Origin of the sequence: Paenibacillus sp. FSL R7-0179 (assembly GCF_038002265.1) — a bacterium.
Lineage (GTDB): Bacteria > Bacillota > Bacilli > Paenibacillales > Paenibacillaceae > Paenibacillus_AQ.
On the sequence record NZ_JBBOCC010000002.1, the window covers coordinates 732,016 to 755,552 of the forward strand.

20 protein-coding genes are annotated in these 23,537 nt (G+C 52.2%); 6 read left to right on the forward strand and 14 right to left on the reverse strand.

Annotated elements, in window-relative coordinates; translation table 11 throughout:
• Positions 1–31: 31 nt before the first annotated feature.
• Genes MKX63_RS19905 through MKX63_RS19925 form a run of 5 tightly spaced genes read right to left on the reverse strand, consistent with a single transcriptional unit; the run spans position 32 to position 5,545 of the window.
• Positions 32–1,042: a glycoside hydrolase family 130 protein gene (locus MKX63_RS19905; RefSeq protein WP_341019490.1), complete on the reverse strand. Its 1,011-nt coding sequence runs from the start codon at positions 1,040–1,042 to the stop codon at positions 32–34.
• Positions 1,043–1,098: 56 nt separating this feature from the next.
• Entirely contained in the window at positions 1,099–2,058 is a 960-nt protein-coding gene (locus MKX63_RS19910) for an MTP-1 family protein (protein WP_341019492.1), read from the reverse strand.
• Positions 2,059–2,091: 33 nt separating this feature from the next.
• Positions 2,092–3,654 (reverse strand): extracellular solute-binding protein, encoded by a 1,563-nt coding sequence (locus tag MKX63_RS19915; RefSeq protein WP_341019494.1) that lies wholly within the window; start codon positions 3,652–3,654, stop codon positions 2,092–2,094.
• Between the two features lie 58 nt (positions 3,655–3,712).
• Positions 3,713–4,585, reverse strand: coding sequence for a carbohydrate ABC transporter permease (locus tag MKX63_RS19920; RefSeq protein ID WP_341019496.1), 873 nt, complete (start codon positions 4,583–4,585; stop codon positions 3,713–3,715).
• 24 nt (positions 4,586–4,609) lie between these two features.
• The gene (locus MKX63_RS19925) at positions 4,610–5,545 is read right to left on the reverse strand and encodes an ABC transporter permease (protein WP_341019498.1); all 936 of its coding nucleotides are present in this window, start codon (positions 5,543–5,545) and stop codon (positions 4,610–4,612) included.
• A 227-nt stretch (positions 5,546–5,772) separates the two neighbouring features.
• On the opposite strand from MKX63_RS19925, the gene MKX63_RS19930 reads away from it, so the two are divergent.
• Entirely contained in the window at positions 5,773–8,097 is a 2,325-nt protein-coding gene (locus MKX63_RS19930; protein ID WP_341019499.1) for a helix-turn-helix domain-containing protein, read from the forward strand.
• An 11-nt stretch (positions 8,098–8,108) separates the two neighbouring features.
• Here the strand turns inward: MKX63_RS19930 and MKX63_RS19935 are convergent, their stop codons facing one another.
• The 4 genes from MKX63_RS19935 to MKX63_RS19950 form a co-directional block, all read right to left on the reverse strand.
• A complete protein-coding gene (locus MKX63_RS19935; RefSeq protein WP_341019501.1) occupies positions 8,109–8,825 on the reverse strand; it encodes an ABC transporter permease in 717 nt (238 codons plus the stop codon).
• Positions 8,825–9,775 carry an ABC transporter ATP-binding protein gene (locus MKX63_RS19940; protein ID WP_341019503.1) on the reverse strand — a complete coding sequence of 317 codons (951 nt, stop codon included), beginning with the start codon at positions 9,773–9,775 and terminating at the stop codon, positions 8,825–8,827. The genes MKX63_RS19935 and MKX63_RS19940 overlap by 1 nt, the downstream gene beginning before the upstream one ends.
• Positions 9,776–9,893: 118 nt before the next feature.
• Positions 9,894–10,937: a HAMP domain-containing sensor histidine kinase gene (locus MKX63_RS19945; protein WP_341019505.1), complete on the reverse strand. Its 1,044-nt coding sequence runs from the start codon at positions 10,935–10,937 to the stop codon at positions 9,894–9,896.
• A 1-nt stretch (position 10,938) separates the two neighbouring features.
• A complete protein-coding gene (locus MKX63_RS19950) occupies positions 10,939–11,634 on the reverse strand; it encodes a response regulator transcription factor (protein ID WP_341019507.1) in 696 nt (231 codons plus the stop codon).
• A 254-nt stretch (positions 11,635–11,888) separates the two neighbouring features.
• On the opposite strand from MKX63_RS19950, the gene MKX63_RS19955 reads away from it, so the two are divergent.
• Entirely contained in the window at positions 11,889–12,863 is a 975-nt protein-coding gene (locus tag MKX63_RS19955; RefSeq protein WP_341019509.1) for a 2,3-diaminopropionate biosynthesis protein SbnB, read from the forward strand.
• Between the two features lie 98 nt (positions 12,864–12,961).
• Here MKX63_RS19955 and MKX63_RS19960 read toward each other — a convergent pair whose 3' ends face one another.
• Entirely contained in the window at positions 12,962–13,168 is a 207-nt protein-coding gene (locus MKX63_RS19960; protein WP_341019510.1) for a hypothetical protein, read from the reverse strand.
• A gap of 104 nt (positions 13,169–13,272) precedes the next feature.
• The gene (locus MKX63_RS19965) at positions 13,273–13,662 is read right to left on the reverse strand and encodes a MerR family transcriptional regulator (RefSeq protein WP_341019511.1); all 390 of its coding nucleotides are present in this window, start codon (positions 13,660–13,662) and stop codon (positions 13,273–13,275) included.
• A gap of 118 nt (positions 13,663–13,780) precedes the next feature.
• On the opposite strand from MKX63_RS19965, the gene MKX63_RS19970 reads away from it, so the two are divergent.
• On the forward strand, positions 13,781–14,830 hold the full coding sequence (locus MKX63_RS19970; protein ID WP_341019512.1) for an NAD(P)-dependent alcohol dehydrogenase: 1,050 nt from the start codon (positions 13,781–13,783) through the stop codon (positions 14,828–14,830).
• Positions 14,831–14,936: 106 nt separating this feature from the next.
• On the opposite strand, the gene MKX63_RS19975 is transcribed toward MKX63_RS19970, so the two are convergent.
• Complete coding sequence (locus MKX63_RS19975) at positions 14,937–16,217, reverse strand: glycoside hydrolase family 27 protein (RefSeq protein WP_341019513.1); 1,281 nt, start codon at positions 16,215–16,217, stop codon at positions 14,937–14,939.
• Between the two features lie 109 nt (positions 16,218–16,326).
• Positions 16,327–17,208, reverse strand: coding sequence for an AraC family transcriptional regulator (locus MKX63_RS19980; RefSeq protein WP_341019514.1), 882 nt, complete (start codon positions 17,206–17,208; stop codon positions 16,327–16,329).
• A 177-nt stretch (positions 17,209–17,385) separates the two neighbouring features.
• Here MKX63_RS19980 and MKX63_RS19985 point away from each other — a divergent pair, with 177 nt between their 5' ends.
• Positions 17,386–18,453, forward strand: a complete 1,068-nt coding sequence (locus MKX63_RS19985) for an SGNH/GDSL hydrolase family protein (RefSeq protein ID WP_341019515.1) — start codon at positions 17,386–17,388, stop codon at positions 18,451–18,453.
• Positions 18,454–18,690: 237 nt separating this feature from the next.
• On the opposite strand, the gene MKX63_RS19990 is transcribed toward MKX63_RS19985, so the two are convergent.
• Positions 18,691–20,613, reverse strand: coding sequence for an ATP-dependent DNA helicase (locus tag MKX63_RS19990; RefSeq protein WP_341019516.1), 1,923 nt, complete (start codon positions 20,611–20,613; stop codon positions 18,691–18,693).
• 320 nt (positions 20,614–20,933) lie between these two features.
• On the opposite strand from MKX63_RS19990, the gene MKX63_RS19995 reads away from it, so the two are divergent.
• Together MKX63_RS19995 and MKX63_RS20000 are read left to right on the forward strand one after the other, a co-directional pair.
• Complete coding sequence (locus tag MKX63_RS19995; protein WP_341019517.1) at positions 20,934–22,223, forward strand: DUF1963 domain-containing protein; 1,290 nt, start codon at positions 20,934–20,936, stop codon at positions 22,221–22,223.
• Positions 22,224–22,311: 88 nt separating this feature from the next.
• A complete protein-coding gene (locus MKX63_RS20000) occupies positions 22,312–23,526 on the forward strand; it encodes an ATP-binding protein (RefSeq protein ID WP_341019518.1) in 1,215 nt (404 codons plus the stop codon).
• Positions 23,527–23,537 lie beyond the last annotated feature (11 nt).

A 23,537-nucleotide genomic window follows, 5' to 3' on the forward strand; every position in this document is an offset into this window, starting at 1 on the left:
TCTGTCAGGAGGCCAGAGCGGCCACCTATCTTTACTGCCCCAAACAAAGCCTGATCAAATCGTCCACATGTGCCGTAGCCAGGCATTCCACGGTGTCGGCGGCGCCGTAATAGATTTTCACTTCGCCGTCGTCCTCCAGGATCATGCCGCCGGGGAAGATGACGTCATTGCGGAAGCCACCGTCTGTTTCGTAGGTGGCTTCAGGAGCGAGCAGCGGCGATGCGCTCATCCCGAGAATTTTCTTGGGATTATTCAGGTCAAGCAGCATAATACCTGCGGTATACCGCTTCTTCCAGGACGGCTCCCAGCCGTTCTTCCCTCTGGCGGGATCGAGATCCACGGCATGGAAGGTGGTGAGCCAGCCCTTATCCGTCTTCACCGGTGGCGCTGCCGGACCGATCTTGTCATTGGCGAACGGTACCTGCTCCACCGCCAGCAACAGCTCCGACCGTCCCCAGTAGATCAGATCCGGTGATTCCGCGATCCAGGTGTCGAACCGGTCCAAGCCACCGCGGCTGTATACGGTGAACGGCCGCTCCAGCCGCACATAGTTGCCGTTGATCTTCTCCGGGAACAGCACCATATTCCGCAGGTCCGGCGTGGACAAGCTTAAGATTTCAAAGGATTCGAAGTCATCCGTGACTGCGATTCCTCCCCGGATGCCATGCCGCGTATCTACAGCGAAGCACATGTAGCAACGGCCATCGATCACCGTCAGCCGCGGATCATATCCGCGCACGAACTCTTCGTCCTTCAGCTTGAACACCGGCTTCGGCCCGGCCGTCCAGTGGATGCCGTCTTCACTGAATGCGATACCGAGATCCGTTGTATGAGACGGCTCAAGAGTCTGCTTGTCGAGTGAGCCGTAGTCATTACGGAATACCATCACATAACGGCCGCCGAACTTCACCACTCCCGCGTTAAATACAAGGGCGGTGGGGTAAGGGACCCGCGCCGCATCCAGCACAGGGTTAGCCGGATGACGGCGGATGAGGGGACTGGATGCCAAAGCTCCTATGATGGGTGTATTGTTATCATTCATTGTTGAATATCCTCCTTGAGTGTGGAACTGCTTTTTCTTTAACTTGAATTTTAAGTTCAATCTATTTTGACAATGCTTCCGTAAGATGCGAACGGATAGTCGATCGTAATCCGTCCGGCCTGGCAATCGCCAACACCGCTGTACAGATCGGCCTTGCCATCCTCACGCATCACAATCCCTGCAGAGAAGACGCAGTCCGTCAAATACGGGGCCTTGGCAGGTCCGGGCGGGTAGCAGGAGCGGCTTCCGATCAGATGCAGGTCATGGGATTCCCGGGTCAACGGATCAAAGATGAAGGACATGTTCATATAGACCTTGATATCCTGCCCGTTCTCCTCCTGATGCGAATAACAAATATGGCCGATGATCCCGATGTTGCCGCTGCTCAGCAGGTACGCCTGATTGACGCCGCCCCATTCGCCTGCTCCGAAGATACCATGAATATACGGGGCATTCTCAATGACTTCAGCGGTCAAATCCTCCAGCTTGTCAATCACCGTGAAGCCGATCATCGATTCGCTGCCATATTGGCCCTTCACCTCATGGCCACGCGGACGCGAGAAGACGCCGATTCTGCCGTTCGCCAGAGCAACAAGGCGGATATCCTTCATTTTGTTGGGACCTGTAGTGAAGTAGTACAAGTCGTGAAGGTCCGTCCCCCGGTAAAAATAACCGAAATACGTGCTGTATTTGCCGCTTTGATATTGCACATGCGTTCCGCCCAGTACAAGCTCATCACCTATTTCAGTGATATACGGGTCCTCCAGCGTATAGATCATGCTGTTCTCCACCAGTGTCCACTCATCCTGGCCTGTTTCCTCGAACAGACGGACCCAGGATCGGGCCCACTCCTCCCGGCGTTCTACCCGGCCGAACAAGTAACGCTTACCCTCCCTTTCAAAAGGTATTGAAATATTATAAACATCAAATCCGTCCACGTTTTTAAAGGAAAGGGTTGCGCTTTCATAAAAAGTTTTTGTTGCTTCAAATTCTTTTTTTTGCTGATGTAGGTTCAAAATTTTTCCACTCCTTTATTCTAGCAGCACTTTTTAGTGAAGAGAAGATTTATATTCCTGAAACTGCTTTTGGTATTCCGCAACAACCTGGTCCAGACCCGCCTTCTTCATTTTATCCAGCGCTTCGGGGAAGGCCTTGTCATAGTCCAGCACCCCCATATAAATTGGCGTGATGCTGGCTGAAGCTTCGGAGAGAATATTGGTGTATTCGGTTCTTACATTCGTCGGGTCAAAAATAAAATTGGCTGCAATACTATTGACTGCACTCTGATTAGGCTCGAATAAGACCTTGTTATTCTCAGGAATACTGCTCTCCGGGTCAAAGCGCATAAAGTTCACATTGCCGTTCTGCGAATCAGAGCCTCTGTACCGCGGATTATTATTGTTGTTCGGGTCTTTGATCGGCTTTAAGCCTTTGTCGCCATCTTTGGTGTAGTGCTCACCCTCGATGCCATATTGAACCAGGTCATAGTTATCCTGGCTGGCCAGCATCCAATCCATAAATTTAACGGCGGCCTCGGGATGCTTAATGTTCGCCGGCACGGCATTTCCGTTCTTGAAGGAGAGGGGACGCAGATACTCTTTTTCCGGGTTAAACCACACCACTCCGATATCGTCTACCGTAGCATCCGGGTTGTACTTCTGGAGTCCGTTCAGGCTTCCGCCGGTTCCCAGGCGCACGAACCACTCCCCGCTGTCGAGCTGGGCATCTACCTGCTCCTGCTTCATGACCAGGATGTCAGGATTCGTAATTCCCTTGGTGTACAGCTCGTGCATGAAGGCGGCATCCTTTTTGAATTCGTCGGTTTCAATCCAGGATTTGACTTCTCCGTTCTGGTTGACATAGAAGAACTTATCCTTAACGGTGAACGGGAAGGTGTCATAGGTCCGGTGCAGGATGGAGGTATGCAGATTGATCGGGTCAAAATCGGCCCGGGTGCCTAAGTAAGGCTTGTTCTTTCCCTTCCAGTTCTTCATCACCGCTTCCCAGGCGCTGATCAGCTCAGCCGGAGTTGTGGGCTCCTGCAAATTGTTCTCGCGGAGAATGTCGCGGCGGATATTGAACTGGCCCTCGCTGGCCATTTCAACCCAGTAGGAGGGGACGATATAATATTTCCCGCCGATGGTTGCGCCGCTAAAGATATCCTCCGGAATATTCTTTTTCAGGTTAGCTCCGTACTTCTCAATCTCTTCCGAGATATCTGCCAGTGCACCCCGGGTATAGTAATTGGAAAAAGGAGTGCGGTCCTGCATGACATGAAACAGATCGAACTCTTCACCGGTGGACAGCATCAGGTTCAGCTTCTGGTCCCAAGCATCCCAGGGGATGAAGATTTTCTCTACGGCAACGCCGACACCGTCTGCAGCCAGCTTCTCATTGACCTTCTGGAACACCTTTTGGTAATCCTTAGGCTCGGTCCCGGGAACCACGTATTTGATCTTGACGACCTCAGAGCTATTAGCCTTCTCTGCATTCGGGGATGAAGCATTGCTTTCTCCATTTGCGCCAGGGCTGGCATTATCGGCCTTGCCGCACCCAACCAGGGTGGACAGGGCAAGCACCACAGCTAACAGGGTTGCATAGGATTTTCTCATGAATAATACGGACCTCCTCTTATGTTGTCTTATATATGTTAACCCCTAAGGGATGACATCAGCCTTTCACCGAACCGATCACGAGCCCTTTCACGAAGTACTTCTGTAAGTAAGGATACAGGAAAATGATCGGCCCGATGGTTACGATAGCTGTTGCCATCTTGACCGACTCCGAAGGAAGTGTAACGTCGCTTGTTCCCGCCAGCATGGCCATATCGTTCAGCATACTGATCTCCGATTGCATCTGCAGCAGCATGAATTGCAGCGGGTACAGGTCTTTCGTATCAATCAGCATGATCGCATTCCACCAGTTATTCCAATAATCCAATCCATAGAAGAGGGCGATTGTCGCCAGTACCGGTTTACATAACGGAAGATAAATTTTGAAGGCAATGACAATATCGCTGGCCCCGTCTATGGTGGCTGATTCCCGCAGCGAGTCAGGAATGCCGTTCATGAAATTGCGCACCAGGAAGAGGTTGAACGGGCTGAACAGGAGCGACGGAATAATCAGAGCAAGAATATTATCGGTTAATCCGAGTGCGCGGTTCATTAGATACCAGGGCACAATGCCGGCTGAGAAAATCATGGTGATAAAAAAGTACAGGGCCAGCAGATTGCGGTACCTCACATTTTTGTTCGCCAGGGTATAGCCTGCCATAGAAGTAATCAGCAGGGCCAGCGTGGTACCGGCGAGAGTGACAAAGATCGAAATGCCGTAGCTCTGAATGACCTGGGAGCCGCTAGTGAAGATCAGCTTATAGGCATACAGGGAGAATTTCTCCGGAAACAGGCTGTAGCCGTTCTTAAGAATGGCATCCTCATCCGTGATGGAGATCATCAGCACGAGCAGCATCGGAAGCAGGCACAGTGCCGAATAGACCGCAGTAAGCGTGTACATGACCGTTCTGCTGATTGAGAATTTTTTCATGAATACTCCTCCTCCTTCCCGGATTTAATATAATGCGCCATCCTTGAAGTACTTGCGGGTAATGGCGTTGGTACCAAAGACAAGGATAAATCCGATGACGGACTGGAACAGTCCCACGGCCATCGCTTCGGAAGGGTCGCCGATCTGGCGCAATGAACGGAATACATACGTATCAATAATATCTGTAGTCGAATACAGGGTGCCGTTGTCCCCGATGAGCGCATAGATCATCCCGAAATCGCCGTACATAATTTTGCCGACCGAGAGCATGGTCAGGATAATAACCGTTGGCATCATTAGCGGAAGCGTGATCCGGAAGCACATTTGCAGGCGGCCCGCCCCGTCAATCTCGGCGGCTTCATACAACGTCTCGTCGATGCCGGTAATGGTTGCCAGGTAGATGATCGCGCTCATGCCGGCGCCCTTCCACACATGCATGATGGTCAGAATCGCCGGCCAGGACTGGGCTTCGGTATACCAGTTGACGGAGGACATGCCGAACTGGTTCAGGATTCTGTTAATCACGCCCATATCCATGGAGAACAGCGCGTACAGCACATAGCTGATGACGATCCATGAGATGAAGTTCGGAAATAACATCAGCGACTGGCTGATCTGCACAAACAGCTTCTTGCGCAGCTCATTCAGCACCAGTGAAATGGCCAGCGCCATCAGCGTACCGAAAACAATAAACAGTAAATTGAGGTAAATGGTATTAAAGGTAACTGTAAGCGCCTTATTGGAACGAAAGAAAAACTCAAAGTTTTTGAAGCCGACCCATTCGCTATGGAAGATTCCCTTTGTATAATTGAAGCGTTGGAAAGCAATGACCATATAAGGATAGGTCAGATAGCCGAAAATAAACGTGTATGCCATGGCCGGCAAAACTAACAAATAGGATGTGCCATTTCTGCGGATGTCTGACAGTATGCTGAGCCCTGAACGCCGTTTCTTCTTCAATTCCTGTTCCCCCCTATTTGTTTGTAATAGATGACTGTTGCCTTGATTTCAGCTTAGTCATAGCCGCAACGAGTGTCTATTTTAAAACCCGGCAAACGCTTTCAAATAAGGGTTCAAGGCTTTCAAAAAAACGGAATGGCTTTCATTTTCGCCTGATCCGGTACCTTTTCAGTCAAGAATGTACTATATTTAGAAATGATAACGTGCAGCTTGGGGAGGAATACAACATGCGGGCAACCATCAACCGGCTTGTTCGATACAAGGCATTTCAAAAACTCACGATCTCCTATTTCCTTCTCGTGCTTCTAACCGTAAGTCTGCTGTCCAGTGTACTCTTCTCCCTGTTCTCCAGAAGCGCCATTAAGGAGATCGAACGCAATTCCCGGGCAATGTTATCTCAGATCACGTACGCTTCGGATGTAGTCTATAATCAGGTCATGACGATTGGAAATACACTGCTGACTCAACCGGAGATCCTTTCGTTTCTGGATGAGACGGCAGAGAACAAGGTAAGCAATTATCATATTTTTCAGCAGATTGAGCAAATTGCCAATTTGAATCCTTATATCCACAGTATCGGAATCCACCGGCCTTCTACAGGCACGACAGTCGATACCGCCGGGCTTCCGTTCGACGTATCGCTCACTGCCCTTAGCGCGAAGCAGTACATGGAATTCAATCCGCGCAGCCTGAAGGTTGCCAGCCGCAACAACGGCAGACCCTTACAGTTCCTGACCTTCTTGCTGTATCCGAACTTCGCATACCAGACCGCAGGCAATCCGCTAATCTATATCAATGTGGAGGAGCAGTCGATACTGACGACCATCCGTAAGATAGGCAAAGCAGACGCGGCCAATAATGTCTTCGTGATCAATAATGAAGGTAAAGTGCTGTCCAATACCGATTCCAATCTGTTCCTGGATGATCTATCCGGGGAGGAGTATGTACGGACGGTATTAATTGAGAACCAACCGGAGAACAGCTTCACCACGACGATCGCAAACCAAAAGAATCTGGTCACTTATGTGAAATCAGAGGAACTGAACTGGTATTTTGTAAGCGTTTCACCGTATTCGGAGCTTATTTCTAATATTGATCAGCTCCGGAGAATTACGCTGCTGGTGACCGCCGGAATTGTACTTGCAGGTCTGTTGAGCTCTATCCTGTTGACCTCGAATATGAATAAGCCTTTATCGGCGCTGCTGGAAAAAGTGATGCCAAGCCCGGTCAAGCCCGCATCCGGCTTGGCACTGATAGATGAGTACAAGATGGTGAATGAAGTGTTCCAATCCTATCATGAACGTGAGAAATCGATGCAGTTCGTTATCAGCCATTCTTCCCGGACGGTCCGTGAGCATTATCTACATGCCTTGCTGCGGGGTCATTCCCTGGAGGACTCTGCCTCCAGCGAAATCATTAAGGAGATTGGAGAGGAGGTTGCCGGACCGTTCTTCGGCGTGCTGGTGTTCAAGATCAATGAGCTTGAGCCGGCAGGGGAGAGGGTAGAGGGGAAACAGCAGTCCTTGCTGCGCTTCGCGCTGGGGAATATCGCCAAAGAGCTGCTGGAGCATATCGGCCCCTGTGATGTGCTCATTATGGGCGGAAATGAAGCTGTTGCCATCCTTCAATACACGAAAAATCAGCTCCCGGAGGAGCTAAAGCCTGCCTTGCGTAATATTCAAAGCTTCCTGAATCGTTATTTCAAGGTGACGGTATCTATAGGGATAGGCGATATCTCCTTTGGCAAGGGGAATATTCCGTCCTCGTACACCTCAGCCCAGCAGTATGTGAAATACCGTTTAATCTATGGGAAGGAAGCGATTCTGGATGCAGCAGCGACACGGCACCATGTGTTGAAGGTCTTAAGCTATCCCGCCGCCTGCGAGAAGAAGCTGATAGATGCCGTCCAGCAGGGCAAGCCGGAGCCTATTGTTAGCGCGATAGAAGAATTTATCGATACCCTATCCGGCGGTTCGGTTCATCAGATCATTACCTTCAGCACGCAGCTCATGTTATCTTTGCTCAAAGCTTTTGACTATTTACAGCATGTGCCGGATTCGAATTTCAATGATTACCTGCAGGCGGTAACCGAGATTGAAGGTGCTGAGGATCTGACGGAAATCCGTGACATATTCAACCGCTATTGCTCCACCATCTGCAAGTTAATTGAAGACAAACATCATTGGATGAATGCCAAGAAGCATAATAGTCTCATTGAAAAAGTGCAGAATTATGTCCATGAGCATTATGCCGAGCCTAATATCTCCCTTGATCTGGTGTCCAAAATCGCCGGACTGTCCCCCAGCTATCTGGGCAAGCTGTTCAAAGGAGCGGCCGGGCAATCCTTCAGTGAATATCTGAACAACACCCGGCTGGACAAAGCGAAGGAGCTGCTTGCTTCAACTCCTGACACGGCGGCCAAGATCAGCGAAGCGGTCGGGATCTACAATATCACTTACTTCTCCACCCTGTTCAAGAAAAAGTACGGGCTGACCCCTTCGGCCTTCCGTGAGCAGGAGGCGATGAAGGGCACGATGGATGATGAAGGATGATCATTTCCCGCTTAAGGCTGCTCCGCATATCTCCACCAGGCAAAGGTTCCGGCGATTCCGATAATCCCGGTATACGCAATGATGATGATACTGCTCAGCTGCAGCGAACCGGTGCTTTGGAATACCGACGGGATGGTCCATGGGAAATAAGGCGCGAATCCAAAGGAACTGAGCACATTGGACAGAATGACGATAATCAGGATGAGCCCCAGAGGTGCCAGGTAGCCCTTGGTCACATTAGCCAACAGAATGCTTGGCGCGGTCACAAGGATGTACAACAGCGAAGTGACCAGGAACTTAAGGAATAAGCTCCAAATGAACGCGGCGGACCCGCCTGCAACACCGAGGATGGCTCCTACGGCAAGACCAATAGCGAACATATAGATGGACAGTAGCAGGCACCATGCTAAAATGACCAGGAACTTGGCCAATACAATTTTTGCTCTGGAAATGGGCTTGGCCAGTAAATCCTTAATGGTCCGGTCCGAAAACTCCCGTCCGAAGACCCAGGCCGCCACAAAGGTGTACCCGATCAGTCCCAGCGGGGCAAGCGTCTCCAGCAATCCGGTTAAATACACTTCCCAGGTGACACCGCCGGCGTCACTGGATAATATATTTCCAACGCCCATCATGATGGGTCCGAAGCCTAGAACCAGGAACATAATCCAGAATACATTCGAGCGGATAATCTTGCGAAGCTCACAATGTAGCACCGATAGAATATTCATTATACAATCCCCCTGTTAACCCCGATGGTGCGGAGAAAATAGCCTTCCAGGTCCTCTGTAACTACCCGGAGCGACGTTGGCGGCTGATTGCTTTGCACGAGCAGTTCAGCCAGCCGTTCAGGATGATCTGCGGCATGTTCATTGGTTAGTTTAATAGAACCGTCCGCTGTATCCACGAAGTTATAGCCATGCTCCTCCAGCACCTTCTTTAAGGCAGGCTTGTTCCGGCCGTTCACGACCAGACTTTTCTCCAAGGACTGCTCCAGTTGATCCATTGCGACTTCTTGCACCAGCTTGCCGCCGTGAATAATGCCAATCCGTGTGGATACCTTCGAGAGCTCCTCTAACAGATGGCTGGATATAAATACCGTGATGCCGAAATTGTGCGCCAGATTGTATAGCATATTCCGTATCTCCGCAACACCTGCGGGATCAAGGCCGTTGATCGGCTCATCCAGGATCAGAACTTCCGGGTTGTGAATCATCGCTTTGGCGAGTCCCAGACGCTGCTTGTTCCCGAGTGAGAGATGCTTTGCTTTTTTCTTTTTGTGCGGTTCCAGCCCCAGCTTATAGATGACCTGATGTACGGCATCCGGGTCCGGCAAGCCTTGCATACGCCGTGCGATATCAAGATTCTCCGTCACAGTCAGATCCGGATAAAAGGTAGCCTCCTCCAAATATCCGACGTTGCTCCATAATTTGGAGTTTCCGGCGTCGACCTTCTCCCCTAACATATAGAGCTTGCCGGAAGTAGGCTTAATCATCGCCAGGAGCATCTTGATCGTCGTTGTCTTCCCGGCGCCGTTAAGTCCCAGGAATCCGTAGATCTCTCCCCGGCTGACCTCCAGCGAAAGATTGTTTAATATGGTATAGTCGCCAAAGCTTTTGTGCACTCCGTCAATTTGTATGGCGGGCGTGCTGCCGATTCTTTTCTTGGATAAAATACTCATTTGTCAAACCTCCTGCTTGGTTCCAGTGATTGTTGTATGCTGCTACAACTTATTGTCACATCCAAACATGAAGCTTTATTAAAAGAAAAATAAACAGATCTGAAGAAAGTATAAAAAACTATAAAGGCAGACTGAATCTGATCCCAAGTCCGCCATATTTGGAGGAGAAGGCCGCAATCTCGCCCCCGTGATGTTCGACAATTGATTTACAGCTTGCCAGTCCCAGCCCAAGTCCGCCCTTACGGATCTGCCGCGACGGGTCCACCGTGAAGAATTTGAGGAACAGCGAAGACATATCCTTTTCCGGCACACCAATGCCATTATCCTCAATCTGAAAATAGGCATGATGCTCCCGCAGATATCCGGTCATATACACCTTAAGCTCTGGCTTGCCGCCATATCTTACAGCATTACTGAAGAGGTTGCCGAACACCCGGCGAATCATCGGTTCATTAACCGTCAGCCATATGCTGTCCGTGAAGGAATGGCGGCAAGCCAGTTCAATATCAAGACCCGCCAGCTCATACTCATATTCAAAAGCAATGTCGGCAAAGAGCTCTGTCGCCTTTACAGGCTTAGCGGTCATGGATTCAAGCTCCGATTTTTCTTTGGTGAAGCTGGAGAAATCATTGAGGAGTTCCACCATATAGGCTGACTTCCGCTGAATCAATTCATAATATTCCTGCTTCTCAGCTTCAGGTAAGTCCTCATGTGTAGCCAGCAGCTCAGTGAAGCCGTTAATCGAGGTCAGGGGTGTCTTCAAATCGTGGGCGATGGCGGCAATCATATCGGTCTGCTCTCTATGGGCGAGCTGAAGCCTGTGCTCCATATTGTTGAAGTGCTTATATAACTCTCCGATCTCGTCCTTGCGCTTCAAAGCCAGTGGAGGCAGGGGATGGACCACATTGACCTCCTCCAGCCGGGCATTCAGCCGCCGGATAGGCTTCTCAATATAATAATGAATATAGACGATCAGAATGGAAAATATGCAGCCGGCGATGACGAAGATGGGCAGCAGTAATACTACATAGGGTGAGTCCAGCAAAGTGGTACGTATGGGGGAATATACTGCAAAGACAAACTTTAAATACAAACCAATCGAGAACATTAGAATCAGCAGCATCAGCAGGAATAACAGGGGAAGCTTTATTTTCAGTTTCATGCTATTGCTCTCTTTCTGTGTATTTATAGCCTATGCCCCAGATGGTTTTGATAAAGTCATACTCAGGACCCAGCTTCTTGCGGATATTCTTGATATGAACCGTTACAGTGTTGATCTCGCCGTATTCGTCTCCCCAGACGTTCTCATAGATCTGCTCCCGGCTCAGTACCTGGTTGGGGTGACGCATCAGGATAGACAGAATTTGAAATTCCTTCGCGGATAAATCGAGCTTCCCGCCGTACAGGAAGGCTTCATACGTTTTGTCATTCAAAATGAGCGGAGCATCGGCCTTGTCTTTGGAGGAACTAAGCTCGCCCCACTCTTTGTGCAGCCTGTCCACCTTGCGGAAATGAGCCTTGATCCTGGAGGCCAGCTCCTGAATACTGAACGGCTTGGTCATGTAATCATCTGCGCCGATTTCCAGACCGACAATTTTATCAATGTCCTGATCGCGCGCACTTAATAACATAATCGGAACATTATAAGACGACCGGATCGTCCGGCAGACATCCAGTCCGTTCATATCAGGCATGACGATATCAAGAACAACGAAATCAATAGGGTGATCCTCCACCGCAGATAAAGCTTCTCTCCCCGAACTGGCCGTAATGACAGCGAATTGCTCATACCTTAGCGTCTTGCTGATGAGCTTCATGATTTCTTCATCATCGTCTACCACTAATATTGTTTTGGACACTAGACTACCTCCCGGGGCAATAACCATTCTGTGGTTAATCATAATGGCTTGATGTTGTTGTTGCAAACTTGCAGATCCCGGTCGGGCGCTGGATAAATACCGCGTTGTCAGGCCAGCGTGAGGTATACCTGTATACTTCGCCGGCATATGTTGAGACAACGGCTGAATAGCGTAATTGCTTACAGGGATAAGGCGGTGATGAAAAGCTTGGTCAGCCCGCGCAGCCAGACCTATAAGCAGAGGAGGCCTTAAGCATGTTGTACTTAAATACAGCAAATTTACAGAGCATACAGCTTCCCTGGAACAGAAGTGTCGATACCATACGGAGTGCTGTCCAAGTGATGGCAGCGCATGAATTTTCCCAGCCTATTAAACCCTATCTGCTCTTTGATAAAGATCCAAGCAGCCGGATTATTGCCATGCCCGCTTATGTGGGCGGAGAGATCGGGATGGCCGGCATCAAGTGGATCGCCAGCTTTCCCGGTAACCATGCCAGGCAGCTTCCCCGTGCCCACTCGGTGACGATCCTGAATGATTCAGGCAGCGGGAAGCCTGTAGCTATAATCAACAGTCCGCTCATATCCGGGATTCGCACGGCTTCAGTCAGCGGGCTGATGATTCAGGAATTCGAGAAGGTACACCCTTTTGCCGATCAAATCATTGCCGGTATCGCCGGGTTCGGGCCGATCGGCCAGCTCCATCTGTCGATGCTGAATCAGCTGCTCGGGGACCAGCTGGAGGAGGTTCGGATCTTTGATCCGAATCAAGATGCGCTGCAAGCTATCCCGGAAGAGCTTGGAACAAGGGTACGGCCTGTGGATTCATGGGAGGAAGCCTACGAAGGGGCTGATCTGTTCGTTACCTGTACCATATCCAGCTCCGGTTACATTGACCGCAAGCCCAAAGATCAGAGTCTGCTGCTGAATGTGTCACTGCGCGATTTCACCCCGGCGATCTTAAGCCACACCTCTGCCATTATTGTCGATGACTGGGATGAAGTGTGCCGTGCGAATACGGATATTGAACATATGCATCATCAAAGAGGGCTGCGGAAGGAAGACACGGCATCTATCGTTGAGGTGGTCTGCGGCAACGCGCTGGCCAAATACCCGAAGGAGGAAGCGGTCATGTTCAATCCGATGGGAATGGCTGCCTTTGATATTGCCATTGGATCACTGTATTATCGTGAAGCGCTGAATCGCGGGTATGGTAAGGAGCTGGAGGAGTAGCGGCAAGATCAGCAAGGTCAGCACAACAAATAACCAGACCGGACAAGAGATAAGAGATACTCTTGTCCGGTCTGGTTATTTACTGCCAAGTAGTTAGTTTACCGATGCTTGCGGTGCTTCTTCTCTTCCGGTTCTGGTGCAAGGCCGGGAGCGGCTACTTCCGGGTCATTCCCCAGCACGGCGCCTACGATCTCATCCAGCTTGTCTGTTTCCGATTGGCCGTCCGCCGGACTGGATTCGCCCTCCGGGATCGGGTGGACACCTGCGGTGCGTCCGTCGAGCGGTGCTTTTGTATCATCCTTCATCTGTAAGTCTCCCTTCTATGTGCAGGTTCTGTCTTAGGATGTGTCTGCGATAACCGTTCTATGTAACGATAACCGCAGGCGGGGCTGGTGAACCATACGGCTGGTTAGGATTGGCGGACCACTTCCATACTCTTTTCCAGGGCAGTCTTATAATAGTGGCATTTATGGTCTATGACTTCCATCGTTTTTCTTAATTCCTCCATCTGCGCTTCTACGGAAGCCTTCCGCTCCAGGAACATGTCGTATCGGCGCTGCAGGGTGGAATCTCCTTCGGAGCACCATTCAATGAAATGCTTAATCTCTTTGATGGGCATCCCGGAGGCCTTCAGGCATTCAATGATCTTCAGGGCCTCCATGTCGGAGGGCTTGAATACACGTTTGCCGCTGGGCGTTCTCTCTATAGAAGGGAGCAGGCCCTCTTTGTCATAGTAACGCAGGGTATGCGGGGTCATGTTGAAATGCGCTGCGGCTTCGCTTATGGAATAGGTCTTCATCATCGTTCTCCTGTCCTGGATATTTCGGGCTTGACTTAGAGTTAACTTTAAGGAATATTATAAGCTTTGTAAAGCTTAAGGAATGATGTCTACTATTCTATTGAAAAGAGGTCTCACTATGATACAAGTTAATGCACATGCTGCATTCAGCCAGGAAGGCCCGTTCAAGCTGACTACGATCGAACGCCGGGAGCTGTTGCCGCAGGATGTTCTGATCGAGATTAAATACGCCGGTATTTGCCATTCCGATATTCATACCGTCCGCGGGGAGTGGGGACCGGTGAAATATCCGCTGGTTCCGGGGCATGAGATTGCAGGTATTGTCAGCCAGATCGGTTCTGGAGTGACGAAATATGCTGTTGGCGACCGTGTCGGGGTAGGCTGTATGGTCGATTCCTGCGGAGTGTGCAGCAGCTGCCGGCAAGGCGAGGAGCAATATTGTCTGGAGGGGAACACAGGAACCTATGGAGCGACTGACCGCCACGGGCACTATACACAAGGCGGATATTCCACACATATCGTTGTCACTGAAGACTTCGTGGTGCGGATTCCCGACAGCCTTCCGCTTGACGCTGCTGCACCGCTGTTGTGTGCCGGAATCACTACTTACTCACCACTGCGCCACTGGGGAGCTGCTCCCGGCAAAAAGGTAGCTGTAGTCGGTCTCGGCGGGCTGGGGCATATGGCAGTGAAAATTGCTCATGCCATGGGGGCTGAGGTTACGGTGTTATCCCAATCCCTGAAGAAGAAGGAAGACGGCCTGCAATTGGGCGCAGATCATTATTATGCCACCACTGATCCGGAGACATTCAAGCAACTGGCCGGTTCCTTCGATCTGATCATTAATACGGTCAGTGCGCAGGTAAATATCAATGCCTTCCTGTCACTCCTGGCGCTGGACGGGACGTTGGTGAATGTCGGTGCACCCGCTGATCCTTTGGCTGTTAACGCCTTCTCGCTGATCGGTCACCGCCGTTCCTTTGCCGGTTCGATGATCGGGGGAATCCGCGAGACACAGGAGATGCTTGATTTCTGCGCTGAACATCAGATCGCTTCCGAGATCGAAGTGATTTCGGCTGACCAGATCGATGAAGCCTGGGAGCGTGTACTGGCCTCGGATGTGCGTTACCGGTTTGTGATTGATATCAGCACGATGGGGAAGGCATAAGGATTTAGAAGCGCAAGCTCCTTCACCTATATTGTCAAAAGAAACAGCCTGCGGGAATGGAACTACTCCATTCCCGCAGGCTGTTGGTATTTCTGCTGAGCTTCTCCTACGAGAAGCTATACAGCCGTACCCCGTGCGCAGGCACGATGGTTTGCAGTACGCCGCCGCTAAGCTCGGCAGGCATCTGGCTCCACAGCTCCGTACCTGCGGCCATGCCGCTTAGGCCGATCTCTTCGAGATTCAGGTCAACCGGCAGCGGGCCGCTGCCAATGTTGAAGACGGCTGCATAGCGGGTACCGTCGTCATGAGCTGCTGTCCAGACGATTAGCTCATCGCGGTAGAGAGCTTCCCTGGCGCCATGGCTCTCGCGCTGCATGCGCAGCACCTCACGGTTGGTGAGCAGCGACAGGGTCCAATCGTCGTTATCCCGCAGCTCGCCGCCGAAGATCAGCGGCGAACGGAAAATACTCCACAGCGACATCATCGTCAGCTGCTCGTCACGGGTGAAGCGGGTCCAGCGGTCATCCCCGCCGCCGTCGACGGAGCGGACGCCGATGTGTCCGAGCGGCAGCATGTCGCAATCCGGCCATGAGCCGGCCTGCGGGACGCCCTGCCAGCTGCGGCAGCGGCTGAACATGTCCAGCAGCAGCTCCCAGCGGTCCCAGAAGTCATCCGTGATGCGCCACATGTTGGCATGTCCGGTGAAATGCTCTTTATATTCTACCGGAGCGGGGCCGGGGGAGAGGCTCAGGACCATCGGACGTCCGCAATTTTCGATTGCCGCAGAAATCAGGGCAATCTCCGGCTGATGGGTATCGTAGAGTCTCGAGGCGGCGATGTCATCCACCTTGACCAGGTCGACTCCCCACTGGGCGTACAGTTCAAAGAGTGAATTGTAGTAGGCCTGAGCGCCTTCCTTAGATGCATCGACACCGTACATATCTGTATTCCACGGGCAGATGGAGTTCGTGTGCGCGATCTCGCGGGCAGTTGCCTCCGTACCTAGAATAGCGGTGCCTGCATGGGCGGCCTGGCGCGGAATGCCGCGCATAATATGAATACCGAATTTCAGTCCCAGGCTGTGGACATAGTCGGCCAGCGGCTTGAAGCCCTGGCCGCCTGCTGCCGAAGGGAAGCGGTTCTCGGCAGGCATCAGCCGGGAGTATTCATCCATGATCAGAGGGACGAAGGGGCGGTACAGAGAGGACACGGCACCAGGCTCATACCACTGAATGTCAACGGTGATATAGCTCCAGCCGAAGTCTTTGAGGTGCTCGGCCATATATTCCGTATTGCCGCGGATTTCCGCTTCTGTTACGGCTGCGCCGTAGCAATCCCAGCTGTTCCAGCCCAGCGGGGGGACAGGTGCTGCAAGCTTATGATTCATTGTATAATCTCCTTATCAGATGGATTATTGCTCTTCTTAAGTCCATCATAATCAAGGATAAATTCAATATCTATAGTAATCTTATAAGCCGGATAGCACTATATTGCGCTCAGTCAAAAAAGAGCTGGCGGTAGGTCAGGCTCTCGCCCCCGCTGCGGAAATCGCCTGGTGTCAGTCCGGTCAGGCTGCGGAACGCTTTGATAAAGTAGCTTCCGCTGGAGTAGCCGATCTGCTGGGCAATGCCTTCAATGCTTAAGCTGCTCCCCCGGAGCAGCTCCATTGCCTTCTCCGTGCGGACCCGGGTCAGATAAGCACCGGGCGTATGGCCGGTGCTGGCCGAGAAGCGGCGGATGAGATGATACTTTGACAGGGAGACATGCTCCGACAGCTGGTCGATGCTGATCATCTGCGAATAATGCTGCTCGATGAATTCGGCGGCGCGCTTGATATTCTCTGACCAGTTGTCCCTGTCGCGCAGCGTAGCTGCCTGCATTCGGGTCAATTCGGTCATGAATTGGTAGACGCTGGACGAGGCGATCAGCGGATCGGAGATTCTGCCCGCTCCGGCATCCACAACAATCATCCGCGCCAGCCGGACAGGGGCACAATCTGCGGGCAGCCGAGGTACCTCACCCGCTTCGCGCAGGAATCTGCGCCAGTGGGGCAAGATCAGGCTGGGGCGCATCAGGAGGAACAGAAACTCCCAGGGCTCGTCCGCATCCGGCGGATAGTAATAGCGGTGCGGTCCCGGGATTTCCGCCAGCAGAGCCTGTCCGGCCCGGACCCGGTAAGTCCGGTTCTCTGACTCGAACACGCCCTCACCGGAGAGGGTGTACTGGAACAGCAGCAGCGGGCCGTCGCTGCGCTCCATGCCGTCCCAGCGGTAAGCGGGATCGGAGACGGAATCATAACCGGCGGCGAACAATACGCACAGCTGCAGCTCCTTATCTTCGGCAAAGCGAAAGCCATAGGTTCCTTTGGGGATGTCCATGGATATCCTCCTTTTTTCAAAATATAGAATGTATATGTTACCACTTGACAAGTACTTAGTATCTTACCACACCAACCTATGCAGCTATATGAAAAGCACTGCTAAACAATCTTCATTGCCAAGATAAAGCACCTTTGCTACTGTTACGAATAGAAACGAGAGAAGGAAGGTTATGGAATGTCCCAGATGCAAACGTACCAACCGGCAGCTAATCATGTCAGAATTATCGGGCGGACCCACTGGATGGGGGAGGTGCTGTGGCTGGCGCTCTCCGGCGGCGGGGTGGAATTCTCTTTCTGCGGCCGGGCGGCCCGGATCACTCTGCAAGGCGATGATACCGCAACAACCGGCAACAATCTGGCCCGGATCGGAATCAGCGTTAACGGCCGTCGGGTGATAGACGATCAGGTGGATCAGCCGCGCAAAACGTATACAGTGTTCGAAAGCGACACCGAGCAAGAGGTTACCGTAAGAATTACGAAGCTGTCTGAAGCGGCCATGTCAACGGTTGGCATTGTAGAGATCGCGGTGCAGGCTGAGGAAGGGATTAAGCCGACCCCATCCCCGCAGCATACGATCGAATTCATCGGCGATTCCATTACCTGCGGGTATGGTGTGGATGATGAAGAGGCGCTACATACTTTTTCTACGGCTACAGAAGATGTAACGAAGGCCTACGCTTACCTGAGCGCAGAGCAGCTTGGTGCGGATTACAGTATGGTATGTTACAGCGGATACGGCATTATTACCGGCTACACGGAGAACGACCAGAAGCTGACCACGCATCTTCTGCCCGATTACTACGAGAAGGTGGGGAAGTCGGAAGGGAGGTTCGGCGGCAGTCTGCTGCCCCAGGAGATCCCTTGGAAGTTCAGCAGATTCACACCGGAGCTGATCGTCATTAATCTGGGGACCAACGACGATTCGTACACCAAGGAGGACCCCGCCAAGCAGGCGGATTATGCAGAGAACTATGCCGCTTTTCTCCAAAAGGTCAGAGAGAAAAATCCCGATTCCACCATTCTATGTACATTGGGTATCATGGGGGACAGGCTGTATCCTACACTGGAGCAGGCGGTGAGCCGCTATACCCGGGAAACTGGCGACAGCAGGATTTCAGTGATGAAGTTCGAGGTACAGCGCGAAGAGGACGGCTACGCCGTTGACTTTCACCCTTCCCGGCTGACCCACCGCAAAGCAGCTGACAGACTGACATCCGAAATCCGAAAGCTGATGAATTGGTGAGCTGGGCTGGTGAAGAATGGCGCTGGTAGTCCAGTGGTGATTGCACTATGTGCAATAGAAATTCATAAAACCTCTCAATAAATGGTCCTGATTGTATTTAGTACAGTAGAATGTTGGAGAGAAGCCCAATATGGGCAAAATCTCTGAATTCTGCTGTACATAATACAGTAGAATAGCTAAAAAGTTAGTTTTACAGCTCGATCTAATGTACAAAATGCAATCGGTACCTACTACCTGTCACCGGTGAATCCCCTTCTCCCGCACAAACTTCTCCAGCACCCCGAGCTCCTCCGTCACCTTGGTGAACGGCAGGGCGGCAAGGACCTGCTCCCGGTACGGGTTGCGGGCTCCGGCCGACAGGCGGGAATCCAGAATGCTGAGCACGCCGAGGTCTGTCTCGCTGCGGATCAGACGCCCGGTGCCTTGCCGCAGGCGGAGCAGCATGTCCGGCACGTAGACCTCCATAAGCGGATTCCCCGCCTGCGCAGCCTTGTATTCGTAGACAGGATCGGCCGGAACCGGGAACGGCAGCCGGAAGACGATCAGATGCGACAGGTCCGCCCCCTCAATATTCACGCCTTCCCAGAACACACCGGTACTCAGCAGCACACCCTTACTCGCCCGGAACTCAGCGATTACCCCGTCCTGGGATGAGCCTTCCCGCTGCATATGCAGCGACCAGTTCAGCTTCTCCGCACTCAGCTTTTTGTGAATGTACTTCATATCTTCTTTGGCCGAAAAAAGTACCAGCGTCCGCCCGTCCGTTACATTGCATAGCCGCAGCAGCTCCTTATACGCCGCTTCCAGATAAGCTTCGCGGTTATGGTGGTTATAGTAAGGGACGTCCTTGGCAATATACATCATTGTGTGGTTGTCATAATCGAACGGTGAAGGCTGACGCTCCATATACTCCCCACTGTATCCCAGAGAACGGGACACATAAGCGTATTGCTCCTCCAGCGTATCGCCGGACTGGCTGAGGGTTGCGGAGGTCAGGATGACAGAGGTTTTGCCGCTAAACAGACTGTATTTCAGGAATTGGCTGATCCCCTTGGGGCAGATGCTGACAGCAGCTTCTCCCCGGGGCTGGCTGGCCCAGAGCAGGTAGTTGTCCTCCGTCCGGGCAAGCACCTGGAAGAGGTCAATCATTCCGTTAACCGCTTCGAAGGTGTTGTCAATCTCCTGCTCATGCCGGGAAGTCAGCACCGAGAGACTGAGGCGGAACTCCTGCAGAAGCTGCACAGCCTGCTCTAGCGGGACTCCCGTAATCGCCGATACTTTAATCCGGTCAGTATCCTGCTTGGCCGTGTGCAGCAGGTCTGCTTCTATCTGTCTGAACAGCTCTTTGGCGCAGCGCCGGACGAACTGGAAGGACTTCATCAGGCTGCGGTCTGCGGATTGCTTATACAGCAGCTGCATGGCATCCTCCAGCACCCGTGAGATCCCCCGGAAGGTGAACTCATGCGTCTGGGCATCCCGGACCTTGGCCTCCAGATTATGCGCCTCATCTATAATAATCAGTGCAGGCCGCTCGGTGATCAGGCCTTTGGTGCCTTCTTTTTTCTTGATCAGGTCACGGATCAGCAGATCCTGGTTCACGATGATGATATCCATCTCACCCGGGCCGGCGTTGATCTTAGCCCGCATGTCATAGAAGGCGCAGGTATGCTTGTAGTGGCAGTGCTCGAACTTGCAATCCGTCACACACACGTTAGACCATAAGGCATCATTGACCCCGCCCTTCAGATCTGCCCGTTCGTTAATTTCTGCATTAAGGATACCCTCTGCCAGTACAGTGAGCGGGGAGCCGGGCTCCCCGGACGGGAACAGGTCCGCTGCCCGGTACCGGCAGGCATATTGCCCCATGCCCTTGCCGACCACAGAGCGGACCATGGAGAAGCCGAGCCGGCTGCCGATGAACCGCAGATCCTTATGGATCTGTTCGGAGAGCTGGATGGACGAGGTGGCGATAATGACCGGCTGCCGGGAGAGCTGATTAATGAGCAGGCCGGGAATCAGGTAGGCGAAGGATTTGCCGATGCCGACCCCGGCTTCAATCATTGCATTCCGGCCATGGACATAAGCGTCAGCAATATCCAGCGACATATCCTGCTGGCCGAGCCGTTCAGTGAGACCGAGCCGTTTGAACCGGTCATACATGCGGAAGATGGCATTGACCAGGGCAGGCTCGGCGTCATTGGCCGGCTCCTTCTTCTGTAATTTGTAGAGATCATTTAACCAGTTGATGACGACCGCCCCTTTTCTGTGTCAATGTTAGTCTTGTCCTGCATGGATTACGGCAGAGGTTGTTATTATCTTAGATGGCGGGCGAACAGTCAAGGGTTATGGCTGAATCTGTATTACAGATTCTGGAATCTCGTCCCTTGCAGGCAGGAGCGGGGCTGCATTCGATCAGAAGGTCCATATCTATTATAATTAAGACATAATCTGCGTACTGATCATGAAGGGAGAGATAGGATATGAGCGAACGTCTGCCTTGTCAGACCCCGGGCTGCACGGGAACAATTCTTCCTGCAACCGCACTGAAGACCGGGGGCATCTGTATGCCCTGCTATCAGCAGAAGAGAGCGATAGGAAGACAGGCTTATATTGAACAGAACCGTAAAGAGGTGAACAGATATGCCGGTATCCATGATCCGGTTGAGATTCTCACCATTATGCACAGCCCGCGGAAGCCTGATCCGCTGATCAAGGAAGTTCCTTACCCCCGGACTGCACAGGAGCTGTATCATGATTTGACAGAGGAACAGAGAGAACGGATGGAGAGCTACGCCGTTCATTTATTGGAAGAAGAGGATATAGACCAGGCGGAGATGGTCCTGGTGTCACTCCTCTGCTTCACAGATACACGGCTTGGGCCAGGTCTGGAAATGCTCCTCCGCACAGGGAATTATGCACCCGCGATCCTTTTCAAGAATGCTGACGCGAAGGTAAGGGACCGGCTCATTGCCCAGGTGGAGTCCGATCCGGTTAACCGTAATCTGCTGCTGCTGGCGCTGGCCTGGATTGGCGATGAAGTGGTGGTCAGGCAGTTCGCGTCATGGCGGCAGTCCCCGCCGGAGTGGGCAGCAGCGTTATATCAGGCGCCAGAGACGTATGCCCTTGAAGCTGGCTGGGAGCTGGATGCTGTAGGCGGAAAAAGGCAACTATACCATCCTGAATGTTACCCCTTCCTGGTAAGCAGGGAAGACACTCCGGAAGCGCCTGGTGCTCCGGCGGCGGTTCAAATGCTTCAGACAGGAACGCAAGCCTGTCCTTGGTGCGGAGGTGCGCTAACCGTTTTATTCGATTACGATTTGCAGCATCCGCAGGTTAGGTTCATGGAGCTTCCCGGCAAGCGGTTAAGAATTGCGGCCTGTATGCACTGCAACTGTTACGGCACTGTATATATGAAGATTGATCTGGAGGGCGGATATTCATGGAGTGAATATAATGTTGTTCCCGGATATCTGCCTGACAATACTGGAGGAGCATTGGCATGTAGCGGATGGCATGTAATGCAGCTGTCGGAACAGCCGGCCGGTACTTATGAGAGTGCACACTGGGTGCTGGAGGCACCGGCCTCACAGATCGGAGGGCATCCGGCCTGGATTCAGGATGCGGACTATCCGGCCTGTCCCTGCTGCGCACAGACGATGACTTTTGCAGCGCAGGCGGATATGGGCCAGGTGGCGGAGGACGAGGGGATTTATTATGCTTTTCTGTGCCGGGAGTGCCTGATTACAGCGGTGAATTACCAGCAGACCTGAGTTTCGTGATTAGAAATTTTGGGTATATAAGCTATATTTTCGAAATATAAACGCAAGGCGAGCCACAAGCTGGAAAGTGAGGGTTCTCATGGATTTTCTGGTCAACATCCTGCTCGTAGACGATCATCCCGAGAATCTGCTTGCCCTTGAGGCCGTTCTCCGCGGAGAGCCTTACCGGTTGTTTCGGGCTTATTCCGGGATTGAAGCGCTGCGCTGTCTGCTGGAGGAGGAATTCGCCGTCATTGTGATGGATGTGCAAATGCCGGGGATGGACGGGCTGGAGACGGCGCGCCTTATCCGTACCCGGGAGAAGAATCATGTGGTGCCGATTATTTTCATGTCCGCTAACAGTACGACGATGGAGGATATCTTCGCCGGTTACTCTGTCGGCGCGATGGATTACATGACGAAGCCCTTCGTCCCGCAGCTGTTCAAGTCCAAGATTGAAGGCTACGTCAGCATGTATGAAGCGAATAAGACGCTGCAGCTCCAGAGCGAAATGCTGAAGCAGCAGGCCCGGCAGCTGGAGAGGACAAATCAGGAGCTGAGGGAAGCGAAGGAAGCCGCAGAGATTGCCTCCAAGGTGAAATCAGAATTCCTGGCGATGATGAGCCATGAAATCCGCACGCCGCTGAACGGGATCATTGGGATGTCTGATCTGCTGCTGGCCTCGGATCTGCCGGAGGAATATTGTGAGATGGCGGGGATTATCCATACGAGCAGCAATGCCCTTCTGTCGGTGATCAATCCGATTCTCGATTATTCCAAGCTGGAAGCCGGGAAGCTGGTGGTGGAAGAGGCGCCGTTCTCTCTGCAGGACTGCCTGAGCGAGACTATTGCTCTGTTCACTGCTAAGATCCGTGAGCGGAAGCTTGACATGGTGGTGGAGATTAATCCTGCTGTGCCGCCTGATCTGGTGGGAGATGTGAACCGCCTCCGCCAGGTGCTGAATAATCTCGTAGGCAATGCCGTGAAGTTCACCCATGCAGGCAGTGTATACATAACGGTTAACAAGCTGGAGGGACCGGCAGAGAAGCTTACACTTGAATTCACAATCAAAGACACAGGAATCGGGATTCCCCCGGATAAAATCGGCGAGCTGTTCCAGCCCTTCTCCCAGCTCGACGCCTCTACCACACGCAGGTTCGAAGGCACGGGGCTTGGCTTATCGATCAGCAAAGCTCTGGTAGAGCTGCTGGGCGGAAGCATCCGGGTCGAGCCATCGGAGGAACCCGGGGCTACGTTTGTTTTTACAATTGCCGTTCGTGAGCAGCTTGGATTGGAGAGCAAAAATACGTGCTGAATAAGGGGCAG

Bases quoted from the DNA above. Each gene is read 5' to 3' on its own strand.
- MKX63_RS19905 (WP_341019490.1), bottom strand. From the start codon at position 1,042: ATGAATGATAACAATACACCCATCATAGGAGCTTTGGCATCCAGTCCC.
- MKX63_RS19915 (WP_341019494.1), bottom strand. From the start codon at position 3,654: ATGAGAAAATCCTATGCAACCCTGTTAGCTGTGGTGCTTGCCCTGTCC.
- MKX63_RS19920 (WP_341019496.1), bottom strand. From the start codon at position 4,585: ATGAAAAAATTCTCAATCAGCAGAACGGTCATGTACACGCTTACTGCG.
- MKX63_RS19930 (WP_341019499.1), top strand. From the start codon at position 5,773: ATGCGGGCAACCATCAACCGGCTTGTTCGATACAAGGCATTTCAAAAA.
- MKX63_RS19935 (WP_341019501.1), bottom strand. From the start codon at position 8,825: ATGAATATTCTATCGGTGCTACATTGTGAGCTTCGCAAGATTATCCGC.
- MKX63_RS19940 (WP_341019503.1), bottom strand. From the start codon at position 9,775: ATGAGTATTTTATCCAAGAAAAGAATCGGCAGCACGCCCGCCATACAA.
- MKX63_RS19945 (WP_341019505.1), bottom strand. From the start codon at position 10,937: ATGAAACTGAAAATAAAGCTTCCCCTGTTATTCCTGCTGATGCTGCTG.
- MKX63_RS19955 (WP_341019509.1), top strand. From the start codon at position 11,889: ATGTTGTACTTAAATACAGCAAATTTACAGAGCATACAGCTTCCCTGG.
- MKX63_RS19960 (WP_341019510.1), bottom strand. From the start codon at position 13,168: ATGAAGGATGATACAAAAGCACCGCTCGACGGACGCACCGCAGGTGTC.
- MKX63_RS19965 (WP_341019511.1), bottom strand. From the start codon at position 13,662: ATGAAGACCTATTCCATAAGCGAAGCCGCAGCGCATTTCAACATGACC.
- MKX63_RS19970 (WP_341019512.1), top strand. From the start codon at position 13,781: ATGATACAAGTTAATGCACATGCTGCATTCAGCCAGGAAGGCCCGTTC.
- MKX63_RS19975 (WP_341019513.1), bottom strand. From the start codon at position 16,217: ATGAATCATAAGCTTGCAGCACCTGTCCCCCCGCTGGGCTGGAACAGC.
- MKX63_RS19980 (WP_341019514.1), bottom strand. From the start codon at position 17,208: ATGGACATCCCCAAAGGAACCTATGGCTTTCGCTTTGCCGAAGATAAG.
- MKX63_RS19985 (WP_341019515.1), top strand. From the start codon at position 17,386: ATGTCCCAGATGCAAACGTACCAACCGGCAGCTAATCATGTCAGAATT.
- MKX63_RS19990 (WP_341019516.1), bottom strand. From the start codon at position 20,613: ATGTATGACCGGTTCAAACGGCTCGGTCTCACTGAACGGCTCGGCCAG.
- MKX63_RS19995 (WP_341019517.1), top strand. From the start codon at position 20,934: ATGAGCGAACGTCTGCCTTGTCAGACCCCGGGCTGCACGGGAACAATT.
- MKX63_RS20000 (WP_341019518.1), top strand. From the start codon at position 22,312: ATGGATTTTCTGGTCAACATCCTGCTCGTAGACGATCATCCCGAGAAT.